The organism is Halomicrobium urmianum (genome assembly GCF_020217425.1).
Classification (GTDB): Archaea; Halobacteriota; Halobacteria; order Halobacteriales; family Haloarculaceae; genus Halomicrobium; species Halomicrobium urmianum.
Map to the genome: position 1 here is coordinate 359,113 of NZ_CP084090.1, position 13,496 is coordinate 372,608.

The 13,496-nt window shown below is 69.1% G+C and carries 13 protein-coding genes; 7 read left to right on the plus strand and 6 right to left on the minus strand.

Features of this window, described 5'->3' with window-relative positions:
• Positions 1-11: 11 nt before the first annotated feature.
• Positions 12-1,496, minus strand: coding sequence for a cysteine--tRNA ligase (gene cysS, locus LCY71_RS01760; RefSeq protein WP_225334647.1), 1,485 nt, complete (start codon positions 1,494-1,496; stop codon positions 12-14).
• A gap of 93 nt (positions 1,497-1,589) precedes the next feature.
• On the minus strand, positions 1,590-2,072 hold the full coding sequence (locus LCY71_RS01765) for a DUF7523 family protein (protein ID WP_225334648.1): 483 nt from the start codon (positions 2,070-2,072) through the stop codon (positions 1,590-1,592).
• Positions 2,073-2,508: 436 nt separating this feature from the next.
• Between LCY71_RS01765 and LCY71_RS01770 the strand changes: the two genes are divergently transcribed.
• Together LCY71_RS01770 and LCY71_RS01775 are read left to right on the plus strand one after the other, a co-directional pair.
• Complete coding sequence (locus LCY71_RS01770; protein WP_225334649.1) at positions 2,509-3,387, plus strand: CbiX/SirB N-terminal domain-containing protein; 879 nt, start codon at positions 2,509-2,511, stop codon at positions 3,385-3,387.
• Positions 3,388-3,426: 39 nt separating this feature from the next.
• Positions 3,427-4,509, plus strand: a complete 1,083-nt coding sequence (locus LCY71_RS01775) for a DR2241 family protein (protein ID WP_225335866.1) — start codon at positions 3,427-3,429, stop codon at positions 4,507-4,509.
• Positions 4,510-4,528: 19 nt separating this feature from the next.
• On the opposite strand, the gene LCY71_RS01780 is transcribed toward LCY71_RS01775, so the two are convergent.
• The 3 genes from LCY71_RS01780 to LCY71_RS01790 all read right to left on the minus strand — a co-directional run bounded on the left by LCY71_RS01780 (position 4,529) and on the right by LCY71_RS01790 (position 6,846).
• Complete coding sequence (locus tag LCY71_RS01780; RefSeq protein WP_225334650.1) at positions 4,529-5,104, minus strand: DUF7524 family protein; 576 nt, start codon at positions 5,102-5,104, stop codon at positions 4,529-4,531.
• Between the two features lie 95 nt (positions 5,105-5,199).
• Positions 5,200-5,394 (minus strand): methytransferase partner Trm112, encoded by a 195-nt coding sequence (locus LCY71_RS01785; RefSeq protein WP_225334651.1) that lies wholly within the window; start codon positions 5,392-5,394, stop codon positions 5,200-5,202.
• 90 nt (positions 5,395-5,484) lie between these two features.
• Positions 5,485-6,846: an adenylosuccinate synthase gene (locus LCY71_RS01790; protein ID WP_225334652.1), complete on the minus strand. Its 1,362-nt coding sequence runs from the start codon at positions 6,844-6,846 to the stop codon at positions 5,485-5,487.
• A gap of 206 nt (positions 6,847-7,052) precedes the next feature.
• Here LCY71_RS01790 and LCY71_RS01795 point away from each other — a divergent pair, with 206 nt between their 5' ends.
• Positions 7,053-7,358 (plus strand): hypothetical protein, encoded by a 306-nt coding sequence (locus LCY71_RS01795; protein WP_225334653.1) that lies wholly within the window; start codon positions 7,053-7,055, stop codon positions 7,356-7,358.
• Between the two features lie 12 nt (positions 7,359-7,370).
• Here LCY71_RS01795 and LCY71_RS01800 read toward each other — a convergent pair whose 3' ends face one another.
• Positions 7,371-10,106: a DUF7527 domain-containing protein gene (locus LCY71_RS01800; RefSeq protein ID WP_225334654.1), complete on the minus strand. Its 2,736-nt coding sequence runs from the start codon at positions 10,104-10,106 to the stop codon at positions 7,371-7,373.
• A 96-nt stretch (positions 10,107-10,202) separates the two neighbouring features.
• Between LCY71_RS01800 and LCY71_RS01805 the strand changes: the two genes are divergently transcribed.
• The 4 genes from LCY71_RS01805 to LCY71_RS01820 all read left to right on the plus strand — a co-directional run bounded on the left by LCY71_RS01805 (position 10,203) and on the right by LCY71_RS01820 (position 13,485).
• Positions 10,203-10,607, plus strand: a complete 405-nt coding sequence (locus LCY71_RS01805; RefSeq protein WP_225334655.1) for a DUF7541 family protein — start codon at positions 10,203-10,205, stop codon at positions 10,605-10,607.
• A 77-nt stretch (positions 10,608-10,684) separates the two neighbouring features.
• Positions 10,685-10,924 (plus strand): DUF6684 family protein, encoded by a 240-nt coding sequence (locus tag LCY71_RS01810; protein ID WP_225334656.1) that lies wholly within the window; start codon positions 10,685-10,687, stop codon positions 10,922-10,924.
• Between the two features lie 188 nt (positions 10,925-11,112).
• Positions 11,113-12,906, plus strand: a complete 1,794-nt coding sequence (locus LCY71_RS01815; RefSeq protein WP_225334657.1) for a cytochrome c oxidase subunit I — start codon at positions 11,113-11,115, stop codon at positions 12,904-12,906.
• A 318-nt stretch (positions 12,907-13,224) separates the two neighbouring features.
• On the plus strand, positions 13,225-13,485 hold the full coding sequence (locus tag LCY71_RS01820; RefSeq protein WP_225334658.1) for a DUF7520 family protein: 261 nt from the start codon (positions 13,225-13,227) through the stop codon (positions 13,483-13,485).
• Positions 13,486-13,496 lie beyond the last annotated feature (11 nt).

Here is a 13,496-nt window from a genome sequence, read left to right on the forward strand (position 1 = left end):
GATTTCGAGTGCTACTCGAACCGGAAGGTCGGTCCATCGTCGGTGTCCTGCACCTCAACGCCGAGCGCCGCCAGTTCGTCGCGCAGTTCGTCGGCCCGCTCGTAGTTGCCGGCCTCGCGCTCCTCCTCGCGGACCTCCAGCACGAGTTCGATCAGGTCCTCCGCGACGGCGACGTCGCCCCCATCGCTCCCGCCGAAGGAGAGTCCGAACACGCCGCCGCCGAGGTCCTCGAAGGCCTCGACGGCGTCTTTCAGCGCGGCGAAGTCGTACTCCTCGCGGTCGTCGACGTAGGCGTTGACTTCGGAGGCCAGGTCCAGCAGCGCGGCCATCGCCTCCCGGGTGTTGAAGTCGTCGTTCATCGCCGCCTCGAACTCCGCCCGGGCGCCCGCGACGGCCTCGCGGAGCTCGGGATGTTCGACCCGGGCGTAGGCGTCGACGCTGTCGCAGGCCTCGACCGCCCGCTCGTAGCCCCGATCCAGGCGCTCCCAGCGCTCCTCGGCCTCGGCGACGGTCTGCTCGGAGAAGGTCGGGTCGGCGGAGTAGACCGTCGACAGGAAGAACGTCCGGAGGACATCGGCGCCGAACTCCTCGACGGCGTCCGCGGCGGTCGTGAAGTTCCGCAGGCTGGAGGACATCTTCTCGTCCTCGACCTGGACCATCCCCGTGTGGAGCCAGTACCTGGCGAACTCGACGCCCGTCGCGCACTCGCTCTGGGCGATCTCGTTCTCGTTGTGGGGGAAGACGAGGTCGGAGCCGGCGACGTGGATGTCGAACGTCTCGCCGAGGTGAGCCGTGCTCATCGCAGAGCACTCGATGTGCCAGCCCGGGCGGCCCTCGCCCCACGGCGAGTCCCAGGTCTGTGCGGTCTCGGCCGCTTCCTCCGGCGGCGCGGCACCCCCGTGCTGGTGGTCGGCGATCTCCGCCGGGTCGACGCCGCCGGCCTTCCACAGCGCGAAGTCCGCGGGGTTGCGCTTCTCGGAGCGCTCGTCGGGGTTCCCCTGGGACTCCATCTCGTCGAGGTCCTGATTCGAGAGCTTCCCGTAGCCGTCGAAGGCCTCGACGTCGAAGTACACCGACCCCTCTGACTCGTAGGCGTAGCCCTTCTCGATCAGCGTTTCCACCATCTCGACGATCACGTCGATGTGCTCGGAGACCCGCGGGTAGACGTCGGCTCGCTTGAGGTTCAGGTCCCGCATCACCTCGAGGAACTGGGAGATGTAGTGGCGGGCGACCTCGCGCTCGTCGTCGCCGACCTCGCCGACGCGGGCGACGATCTTCTCGTTGACGTCCGTGAAGTTCTCCACGTGGCGGACGTCGTAGCCCAGGTACTCCAGCCAGCGGTGGATCACGTCCGTGTGCGTCCACGTGCGGGCGTGACCGACGTGCGCGGGGTCCGACGTCGTCAGCCCACAGAGATAGAGGAGTACCTCGTCGTCGTTGGCCGGCTCGAACGCCTCGCGCTCGCCCGTGAGCGTGTCGGTCACGTGAAGCGTCATTACCAGGAATCTGCGCGGCTTGGCGTTTCAATCCGTCGGTGACGGGCCGGCCCGGGGAGCGCGTCGGGTCGGAGTGAGTGGCGCTATCGTCCGTCAGGATCGATCCCGGCCGACTGTCTCCTCCAGAACCCGGAGCGCGTCGGGCCCGTCCCGGCGGCCGACGACCGCCGCGATCGTCCCGCCCCCGACCGCGGCGGCCTCGACGTCGACGTCCGCTGCGTCGAGCGCCCCCAGCGCGGCACGGAGGTGCTCGGGTCCCGCGTCGCCCCGCGCCACGAGCGCCGTCAGCGACCCGGCGTCCGGGACGAGCGCGAGGTCGCCCACCACGAGCAGGGCGTCCCCGGGGTCGCCCTCGCCGAACCCGCTCTCCATCGAGACGGGGGCCGACGTGGTCGGGGCCTCGTACTCGCCCAGTTCCTCGGCGTAGCGCCGCAGCGCCGCGACGACCGCCTCCGTCTCTCCGTCGACGTCCAGAAAGCGGGCCGCCGCCGCGTAGTTGACCACGCCCGCCCGCAGCGCCTCGACCAGAAACGGGTCCCGCCGGGCCGCCGCTCTCGTCCGCTCCGCGACTGTCATACGAGTCCTCTGGTGTGGTCACGTCCAAAAGCTTGCGCTAGGAATGACTGGCGAGTGACGTCTCTGGACGAGAGCAACAGTCGAGAACAGCCAGAAAGTCCCAGCGTGCTACGCTCGCGTGCTTGCGTCGCCGGGGTTCGCGTAGCACGCTGCCCCTTTCAGTCCCGCCCAATGCCGGTTGACCAATCAGCGCTGGGCGGGACTGAAAGGGGCGGCCTGTTCGACGACGGCTGGCGAAGCAAGGACCGCAACGAACCAGTGAGTGAGGACCGCAGCGAGCCACCCGAGTCGAACAGGCCGGGGCTTTCTGGCTGTTCACCGAAGCGGTAGAGCTGCCGAACGAACAGCACACCGATCAAGTTAGAGTTGCTAGAACGACGTTCGGTTGGACATCGCTGACAGAACCCCTAAGGCCCGTTCGTCCTAACCCCGGGACATGACTCAGGCGCTCGTCATCGCGGCCCACGGGTCGCACCTCAACGCGGAGTCGTCGACGCCGACGTTCGATCACGCGGACACCATCCGCGCGACGGGGGCGTTCGACGAGGTGCGGGAGGCCTTCTGGAAGGAAGAGCCCCACTTCCGGGAGGCCCTGCGGGTGGTCGACGCCGACGAGGTGTACCTCGTGCCGCTGTTCATCTCGGAGGGGTACTTCACGGAGCAGGTAATCCCGCGGGAGTTCCGCCTGGAGGAGTGGGAGCCGGAGCTGTGGGACTCCGACGGGACCAGCGCGACCCACGCGACGCTCCGGGCCGCGGACACCGGCCAGACCGTCCACTACTGCGGGCCGGTGGGCACGCACGACTCGATGAGCGACGTCATCGTCCGGCGGGCGGAGTCGGTGACGGGCGACGACGACGTCGGCGACGGGTTCGGCCTGGCCGTGGTCGGCCACGGCACCGAGCGCAACGAGAACTCGGCGAAGGCCATCGAGTACCACGCCGACCGGATCCGCGAGATGGACCGCTTCGACGAGGTCGAGGCGCTGTTCATGGACGAGGACCCGGAGGTCGACGACGTCACCGACTTCTTCGAGAGCGACGATATCGTCGTGGTCCCGCTGTTCGTCGCGGACGGCTACCACACGCAGGAGGACATCCCCGAGGACATGGGGCTGACTGACGACTACCGGACGGGCTGGGACACGCCCGCGGCGGTCGACGGCCACCGCATCTGGTACTCCGGCGCGGTGGGGACCGAGCCGCTGATGGCCGACGTGGTGCTGGAGCGGGCCGCCGACGCCGGGGCGGACGTCGAAGGGGCCATCGAGCGCGTGAAGGCGGAAACCGGCGGCTCGCCGGCGACGGGCGACTGAGAGAACGAGGCGTATTCGACACGACGACTCATGACAACCATGCACGACTCGCAGGTGGCGGCGGTGACCGAGGCGGCCGCCGACGGGATCGACTTCGACGGATTCGAAGTGCGGGCCGACGGCGACGAGTACCGCGTCGCCGCGAACGGGGCCGAGACGACCGTCGGCGAGGACGACCTCGACGCCGCCCTCGCCGAGCACGTCGACTACGCGACGAACTGGTACTTCTGGCACGCGACCGCGCCGCAGGCTGAGCCCCGGTGGGCGTACCTGCGGTGGCTGGAGCGGTCCGACGAGCTGTCGGTCCCCGAGCGCTACGACGCGCTCCGGGAGGGCGTCACCCGCTCGTGGGGTCAGTTACGCATCACGGCGACGGTGGACGAGGGCGGTCAGCGCCGGTACGCCCTCCGCAACGAGGAGGACGCGGACGTCCCCGACGAAGACCTGGCGACCTACGAGGACCCGCTGGAGGCGCGCTCGCTGGCCAAGCGGGACGACGACGGGAAGTACCGCCCGCTGAAGACCGCCCCCACGCTCCGGACGGGCTGGCGCTTCGCCGGTCTCTCGGCTGAGGGGCTGGTCCAGGCGGTCGACTTCTTCTACCCCGCGACGGTCGCCAACTGGTACGCCGAGCGGGAGGGCGAGCTGGACGTCGACCACTGGCGTGAGACGATGGAGCGCCAGACCGGCATGTTCGGGCTCGTCGAGACCTGGGACCGCGGCGAGGGCCACGAGCACGTGAACTGGGTCGCCGAGGCCTGCTGCGTCGACTCCCAGTGTCTGAAGCGCCGGGAGTGGCAGTACGACGACGAGACCGACCTCGACGTGGACGGCGGCGACGGCCGCTTCCCCTGCCGGGAGCCGTGCTCGGTGGTCATCTCGGCCGCCCGCCAGTGGACCAAGCTCGAGGCCGAGGAGCCGCGGACCTACGAGTTCGAGCTGACGCCCAGCGAGAAGGAGCAGATCGAGGCGATCGTCGACGCCGTCGCCGACGGCGAGGCCGAGGAGATCCGCGAGGCCGACGTCTACGAGGGGGCGAACCGCTATCGGGCGCGGTTCCTCCGGGCGAAGCTGTTCGACGAGGACGGCAACCTCGCCGGCGTCGAGACCGACCGGGAGTGACGGGCGAACGGAGTTCCGTTCAGTCGTCGTCGCGGCGCGGGCCGGCGGCCGCGTAGAGACCGGTCAGGACGGTCAGCGCGACGACGGCGGCGCCGACCCGGACGGCCGTCGACTGGACGAGGGCGGCCGCGACGGCTGCGACGAGCAGCGCAAGCCCGCCGAGCAGGAAGACGGAACGCTCGCCGTCGAGCAGTGAGCCGGTCGACTCGTCGTCGGTCCCGGCGTCGGGCTGGGGCTGCGCGAGCGACTCGTCGACCCGGACTTCGTCCTGCTCCTCGGTCGGTTCGGTGATCCGGACGTCGACGTAGCGCGTCTCCGCGCCGTATCCCGTCGCTACCTTGAGCTTCCCGAGGACCGACCCCTCCTCCCGGAGGGTGACGCCGACGGGCCGCTGGGAGTCGGCGTCCACGTAGTGGTTGGTCGCCTCGATGGTCGCGATCTCCGAGAGCGAGTCGTCCAGGTGGAGGTGGACGTGGACCGGTTCGCCGTGATTGATCAACCGGACGTCGAAGGAGTCGTCGGTCTCGAACGAGGCCGGCACCTCGAGCGAGTGCAGCGACTGCCGGTTGACGTGCACGGGGAGCGTGTCTGGCACGGCCGGGTGTGGGTGACGCCGGCAGAAAAAGGTTCACACTGCCGTTTCAGACGTCCCCGGCAGGAATCAAGTATAATCCCACTGCCGTCCAGCGATCAGGCCGGGCTCTCCTCGCGCATGTCCGGCGGCAGCAGGTTCGGGATGCCGTCCTCGATGGGGTAGGTCTCGCCGCACTCGGTACACACGAGCCGCCCGGCGAGAATCTCGCCGTCCTCTTCCTCGTCGACCTCCAGCTCGAGTTCCTGCTTGTCCAGCGGACAGCAGACGATGTCCATCAGGTCCCGCTTCATGTCTCGCCGTCCGGCCGGACCGGTGAAAAGCGTGCCGGGTCGCCGCAGCGATCAGGCGACGGCCGGGCTCGTCCGGCGTCACCCGGTGCGTCAGAACGGGCGCTCGCGGACGACCGTCTCGGACCGGCCGGGACCGATCCCGACGGCGTAGATGGGCACGTCGACCTCGTCGCTGACGTACTCGAGGTACGTCCTCGCTTCCTCGGGGAGGGCCTCGTAGCCCTCGTCGGCGACCTGCTCCCAGTCGACGTCCGACCAGCCGTCGAAGATGCGGTAGTCGGGCTCGCAGTCGCCCCACCGCTCGGTCGTCGCCGGCATGGTGAGAAGCTCCTCGCCGTCCAGCGTGTAGGAGTGGGCGGCCTTCACCTCGTCGAGGCCGGCGAGCGTGTCCACGTGGTTGACGGCCAGGCCGGTGAACTCGGACACCCGGCTGGCGTGGCGGAGCATGGGCACGTCGAGCCAGCCGACGCGGCGGGGACGGCCCGTGACGGTGCCGTACTCGTCGCCGGCCTCGCGGATGTAGGTGGCCAGCTCCTCCTCCTGTTCACCGGCGTCCCCGTCGTAGCCGGGCGTGTCGCCCTCGACGCCGGCGAGTTCGGTCGGCATCGGTCCGCTGCCCACCCGCGTGAGGTAGGCCTTGACGATGCCGATGACCTCGCCGTCGCCGACGACGCCCGGACCGAGGCCGGTCCCGGTACAGGCGCCCCCGGCCGTCGGGTTCGAGGACGTCACGTACGGGTAGTTGCCGTGGTCGATGTCGATGACGGTTCCCTGGGCGCCCTCCAGCATCACGTCGTCGCCGTCGTCGATCCGGTCGGACAGGTACTTCCCGGCGTTGACGAGCATGCCCTCGTTTGCCAGGCGCTGGCCGTACTCGCGGTACTCCTCGTACAGCGCGTCGACGTCGAACTCCTCGCCGACGTCGACCTCCAGAACGTCCTCGGCGAGCGCGCGCTTCAGCGGGACGACGTACTCCAGGCGCTCGCGGAGCACGTCGGGATCGGTGAGGTCGCCGATCCGGACGCCGCGCCGGCCGGCCTTGTCCTCGTAGGTCGGGCCGATGCCGCGGCCGGTGGTGCCGACCTCCTGGTCGTCCTCGCTCTTGACGTCCTCCTCGATGCCGTCGAGGACGCGGTGGTACGGGAAGATGACGTGGGCGCGTCGGGCGACGCGGACGTCGGGATCGAGCCCGCGGTCGCGCAGCGTGTCGATCTCGTCGAACAGCGTCCGCGGGTTGACGACGCACCCGTTGCCGAGCACGCCGGTCTTGCCGCGGATGGCCCCGCTCGGGACGAGGGAGAGCTTGTACTCCTGGCCCTCGTGGACGACGGTGTGGCCAGCGTTGTCGCCGCCCTGGTACCGGGCGACAACGTCCGCCGCGTCGCCGTACAGGTCGACGACGCCGCCCTTCCCCTCGTCGCCGAGCTGCGAGCCGACGATTGTTACGGTCATCACGGGTGGATTCCGCCCATCGTGGTAAACAGATTACGGTCGCGCGCGACCGAACCGGGGACCAGTCGGGGAGCGCACGCGCCACGACACCTTTAAGCACACCTGCCGAGAATTCCCAAATCCAGCCCGAAACGAGGGGGTCCCGACCGACAGGACCCCGTTGGACAGCAACTTTTAAATCCCGCAAACACAAGTTAACAATTGCCATGATAGACAGGCTTGAGAAGGAAGTGGACATGTTGGAGCGCCACCTCCAGGTGCTCCGGATGGTGATCGAGAACGAGCCGATCGGCATCGTGAAGATGTCCAACGAGACTGGCTACCCACACCACAAGGTACGGTACTCCCTGCGCGTCCTCGAGGAGGAGAACCTCATCGAGCCCTCCAGCCAGGGCGCGATCACGACCGAGCAGACCAGCGAGTTCGTCAACGACCTCGACGACAAGATCGACGAGATCATCGACAAGCTCGAGGGGATGAAGATCGAAGGCGCCGCGGAGATCGAAGGCTGACTTCGTTCGGAGCTACAGTTCCGGCACGGCGAGGTGGAACTCGCGGTTTCTGGCCTCGACGAGACACAGGTGGAAGCCGCTCTTCCGCGAGAGGTTCACGAAGCTCTTGCGTTTGTCGCGGCTGAACAGTCCACTCGACGTCTCCTCTTCTGCGGTCTCCAGTGCGCCGGGCTCGAAGAAGCTCTCGGTCACCAGGAAGGCCCCGGCCAGCGAGTCGCTCGATCCGCCGACCCGCTCGGACCGCGTGACGAGCTCGGTCATCATCGACTGCGTCGCCGGGTCCCGCGAGTCGTTGATGTTGGCGACGACCAGCGGGTTGCCCATCCGGTCGCGGACGACGACGTCGAACCCGACCTGGGTACGCTGGGTCTCGCCGTCCTCCGTGTACTCCACGCTGATCTGCCCGTTGAGCTCGGCGCGGTCGACCTTCGGGAGCGCGTCGTAGAGGTCGGTCATCGTGTCGGCGTTGCCCGTGTCCCGGATCTCGTAGATCAGGTTCCGGACCAGCCAGTCGACGAACCGATACCGGACGGTCTCCTGGAGGAACTCGTCGAAGGACTGCTCGCCGACGGCGGTCGAATCGGCGTCGAACTGGGTGTGGTACTCAAGCCGGAGGTTCGAGTCGACCGTCGACCGGTCCGCGTCGCCGCCGTGAGCCGTCTCCAGCGTCGCCTCCCCCTTCGAGTCGTAGCGGACGAAGAGATTGGTCTGGTCGATGGCCTCGGCGGGGCCCAGGCGCGTCTCCGCGTCGGCCGTCGCGCTGTCCTCGGCGAGTTCCTCGACCCGCCGCTCCAGACGCTCGATCTCGTCGCGGGCCGCAGCCAGGTCGGCCTGAAGCTCGTCGCGCTCGGCCGCCAGGTCGTCGCGCTCCTCCCGCAACTGGTCGCGTTCGGACTCGACGCGGGCGAGTTCGCTCTCCAGGTCGTCGGCCCGCTCGTGGGCCTCCGCCAGGTCGGCCCGGAGGTCACCGTCCCCCCCGCCCGTTGACCGCCCGGCGTCGGCGGGGGCGTCAGCAGCCTGTGGATCGCCCGCGGTCGACGGCTCGCTCGCCCGCTCCGGACCGGCGCCGGCATTCCCGGTCGGTTCGACCGATTCGTCGCGGGCGGCGGTCCCGGTCGACTCGCCGCCCGCCGGCCGGCCGTCCGCCGACGAGGGTTCGGCGTCGACGTGCGCCGTCGCGTCGCCGCTCTCCCCGACTGGTTCCGGTCGGGCGCCGGGAACGCCGGCGCTCGCCGCCTCGGTCTGGGCCGGGTCCAGCGAGGGGATCGAACGGACCTCGAGGTCGGCGGCGCCGCCGGCGCTACCGGCCGCCGGTCCCGCCTGTTCGGACGCGGCGGCCGCGTCGCCCGACGAACCTCCGGACGCCCCGTCCGCTGCCGAGGACGCGCCGGCAGTCGGCGATCGCGTCCTGTCCGCAGCGTCCGCACCGCGTCCCCGGTCGGCCGAGGACGGCGCCCGGCCGGCGTCGTCGGTCGCGCCCGATTGCGACCGCTCGGTGCGCCGCCGGTGCTCAGCCGCCTCGCTGCGCGCCTCGGACCCCGTTCGGTCCGCGCCGTCCCCGGCCGGACGCCGGTCGGCGCCGGACTGCTGGACGCCCGCGTCGTCGGTGCCCTGTTCACCGGTCCGCGCGTCGCCGTCCGCTCCTCGCTGCTGCCCCGCCTCGCGAGTGGTCGTCCCGTCCGTGGCTGATCGGTCGGCACCGGATTCGTCGGTCGCCGCGGACGAGTCCGTCGTTTCGCGGTCGCGCCGCTCCGGGCGGGACCCCGACCGTCCGCTCTCCGCGGTCGAGGCGTTCCTGGCGGACGCCCGTCCGTCGCTCGCGGCCGACTCGCGCGCCGACGTGTCGGTCGTCCCGCTCCCGGCGTCGGCACCGGCCTCGCGGTCCGCGGAGTCACCCGCCTCGCCGACGCCCGACCCGTCGCGGCCAGCGGAGCGGCCCCCGGCGGCTTTCGCGCCCGCGGGCGCACTGCCCGCGTCGATTCCCGTCGTCGTCCCCGCGTCGTCCGCGGGTTCGTCTGCGGCAGACCGGACGGACTCGCCGGCGTCAGCCCCCGAGGCCGCGCCGGTCGGAGAATCGACGGACCCGTCCGTCCCTGCGGTCGCGTCCGGCGTGGAATCGCCGGCCGCACCCGCGGTCCCGTCCGGCGTGGAATCGCCGGCGGCCGCGTTGGCGGTCGACGATCCAGCCGAGCCGGCGTCGACCCCGCCGGAGTTGGGGATGTCGATCACGTCCACGTCGGCCGGTCGGACCTCGAAGATGCCGACCTCGTCGTTGGCCTGCTCGAAGGCGTCGTCGTCGGTAACCAGCCGCTCGGCGCTGCCGACCCACGCGACGCTCATCGACCGGCCCTGGTGATACACCTGGTAGTAGTCCCCCGAGAGGACGTTCTCGCTGAGCTCGACGTAGCCGGTGAACCCGCCGTCCGAGAGGGTCCGGTCGACCTCGGCGATGGAGGTGTCCTCCGTGTAGTACTTCGCGCGGACCTCGTCGGACCGCTCCTGCATCAGCGCCAGGAGCGGGAGCGCCCGGTGGGGCGCCCGCCGCGCCGTCCCGTCGGCGTCCTCGAAGGCCTCGATCGAGCCCTCGAGGACGCCGATGACGGACCCGCCGAGCATGAACAGCTTCGCGGGGCCGCTCGTGACGACGCCGGAAAAGTCGTCGTCCGCGAGGTCTCGCAGGCCGCCGTACCCGCCGGAGAAGGGCACCGTGTCCCAGTCGTCTACCTGCTCGACCGTGCGCATAACCATTAGTTGCCACAAGCCGGATGCGGGACAAATACTTTGCGCCCGAACCGGCCACGACCATCCGACGGACCTTTGGGCCCCTGCGAAGTAGTCACGGACATGAACGAGGAGCGCGAGGAGCCGGGGTTGAGCGACCAGTACAGTCGGGCCAGCCCGTGGCCGCTGTTCGTCGCGCTGGGGCTGACGCTCTCGGAGGTGGGCGTGTTCATCGACATCTTCCCGGTGGCGGTGTTCGGCCTGCTGCTGTTCGGGGGCAGCGTGGCGGGCATCCTCACCGAGTCGGGCTACGCCGAGCGGCCGTGGCCGGCGCTCGTGGCGCTGGGCGCCCTGCTCGGAGTCGCCGGCGTCGCGGTCGTCCTCTGGCAGGTGCCCCTCGCCGAGGTCACGCTCGCGAACTTCGGGGAGAACGGAATCCTCTCGCGGGCGCTCGCGGTGGTCGCTGCGGGCCTCATCATGGCAGTCGCCGGCGGCGTCGCGTCGATCATGGAGCAATCGGCCGCGTGAGGCGGGCGTCGGGCGTCGCACTCGGCGGCACCGGAAAACCGACATTCTATTAGTCCGCGCGGGCCCAACCGTCGACCATGACACTCCTGGGCTTCGAGAAGGACACCCTGCTCGACCTGACGGTGAACTTCATCCCGCTGGCGATCATCGCCTTCTTCATCGCCGCGTTCGCTATCTTCCCGGCCTTCAGCTTCGATCCGGTGTTCAGTACGATCCAGTTCCTGCTGATGATCGGGATGTTCGCGGCCCTCGCGATCCTGACCTACTACGCCGGCCGGGCCGTCGAGGACGCCGAGAAAGGCACCGAGCGGGAGTAGCGACACTCCGCCGACGCGCCGAACGGGGCGTCCCCCGAGACGCGCCGCCCGGCCCCGGTTCTGCGGCTCGCTAACCGGCAACCGGTAGCAGTCCGTGCCCGCACCGTCCATCGCTTCTCGAACGTGTTCGAACGACCATTCACGTAGGAATCGACCCTTTCATTACGGGCCAAGCCACAGACACACCCATGGCAGCAGAACAGCTGGCCCTGACCGCGTTAATGGCCATCCTTCTTGTCGGTATCATCGCAATTCTGACCCGGCTGGAGGACTGGCGGTCGTACACGCCGCTGGCCGGTGGTGGTGCCGGCTACGGCGACGAGACCGTCGGCCACCACGAGAAACCCGGCGGACTGATCCGCTGGCTGACGACCGTCGACCACAAGGACATCGGCTTACTGTACGGAACCTTCGCCGTCATCGCGTTCGCCGTGGGCGGGATCATGGCGTTCCTGATCCGCGTCCAGCTGATCGTGCCGAGCGGCGCCATCGTGGGCAACAACTTCTACAACTCGATCATGACGAGCCACGGGATCACCATGCTGTTCCTCTTCGGGACACCGATCCTGTCGGCATTCGGTAACTACTTCGTGCCGCTACTGATCGGGGCCGACGACATGGCGTTCCCGCGGATCAACGCCATCGCCTTCTGGTTGCTCCCGCCGGCGGCACTGCTGATCTGGGCCGGGTTCTTCACCGCGCCGCTGACCGGCAACGAGATCGAACCCGCCCAGACCGCCTGGACGATGTACACGCCGCTGTCGACCAGCCAGCCCAACCCCGGCGTCGACTTCATGCTGCTGGGGCTGCACCTCTCCGGAGTCTCCGCGACGATGGGCGCGGTCAACTTCATCGCGACCGTCTTCACCGAGCGGGGGGCCGAGGTCAACTGGGCGAACCTCGACATCTTCTCGTGGACCATCCTCACCCAGTCGGGACTGATCCTCTTCTCGTTCCCGCTGCTGGGCAGCGTCCTCGTGATGCTCCTGCTCGACCGGAACGTCGGGACGACGTTCTTCGCCGTGGAGGGCGGCGGCGCGCTGCTGTACCAGCACCTGTTCTGGTTCTTCGGCCACCCCGAGGTGTACATCCTCGTGCTCCCGCCGATGGGGCTGGTCAGCTACATCCTCCCGAAGTTCGCGGGCCGCGAGCTGTTCGGCTTCAAGTTCGTCGTCTACTCGACGCTGGCCATCGGCGTCCTCTCGTTCGGCGTGTGGGCCCACCACATGTTCGCGACGGGGATGGACCCGCGCCTGCGGGCGAGCTTCATGGCCGTCTCGCTGGCCATCGCGATCCCCAGCGCCGTCAAGACGTTCAACTGGATCACGACGCTGTGGAACGGCCGCCTGCGGCTGACGACGCCGATGCTGTTCTGCATCGGCTTCGTCTCGAACTTTATCATCGGCGGCGTCACGGGCGTCTTCCTCGCCTCCATTCCCGTCGACCTGATACTCCACGACACCTACTACGTCGTCGGCCACTTCCACTACATCGTGATGGGTGCCATCGGCTTCGCCGTCTTCGCCGGCATCTACTACTGGTTCCCGCTCTACACCAAGCGGATGTACCAGCGCACGCTGGGCAAGTGGCACTTCTGGCTGTCGATGGTCGGGACGAACGTCACGTTCTTCGCCATGCTGGCGCTGGGCTACCTCGGCATGCCGCGTCGGTACGCCACCTACGAGTTCGATCCGGGACTGGCGCCGCTGGCCCAGGACGCGCTCTGGCACCAGATCGCTTCGATCGGCGCCCTCCTGCTGCTGATCGGCCAGATCATCTTCGTCTGGAACATCGTGACCTCCTGGCTCGAAGGACGGCGCGTCCGTGACCCCGACCCGTGGAACCTCGAGCGCGACGACATGTTCGGCCGCGACTTCGCCTGGTTCGAGCGCCAGTTCGAGGACACCCTCGCCACCGACGGCGGCGAGGACGAGGAGTCCGTGGCGACCGACGGGGGTCAGCCCGTGGACGACGAGGAGTAACGCGGACGATACCGACGGCCTCTTTTCCCGGCGTTCGCGGCTGCAGTCGCGTTCCGGTCGACGGCGAGCCGCGCCGACGATTCGGGACCACACACTGCCGGCTGTAACCGTACGAGGATAGTGCCACCCAAAGTGGCGAACCGCGTCGCGGGCGTCCAGCCGGCGGCGTCAGAGCCCGCCGCCGACGAGCACGATACCCGTCGTGAACATCATCAGTGCGATGCCCGCCAGCACCAGGAACAGCAGATCCTTCTCGGCCATACCGGGTGTTCGTCGCGGAGTGAAAAAGGCTAATCGACTACGGATCCAACGGCCGCTGTGAGCGAGCGCGTACAGTCACGGGCCGGGAGCCGGGTCGTCGTCACCATCTACCTGATCATCGTCGGGCTGGCGGGCGTGATGGGGTTCATACTCGGCTACATCCGGCCGGAGAACCTCGATCCCCGGCTGTTCGGCGTCGTCGAGTTGCCGCCGACGCCGTTCGGCGTGGCGGTGTACGGTCTCGTAACGGTCGCCGTCGTGCTGGGCGTCTTCCTGGCACTGGTCTCGTACGTCTCAGAGAAGTACCCGAACGCGTGAGACGATCGCGT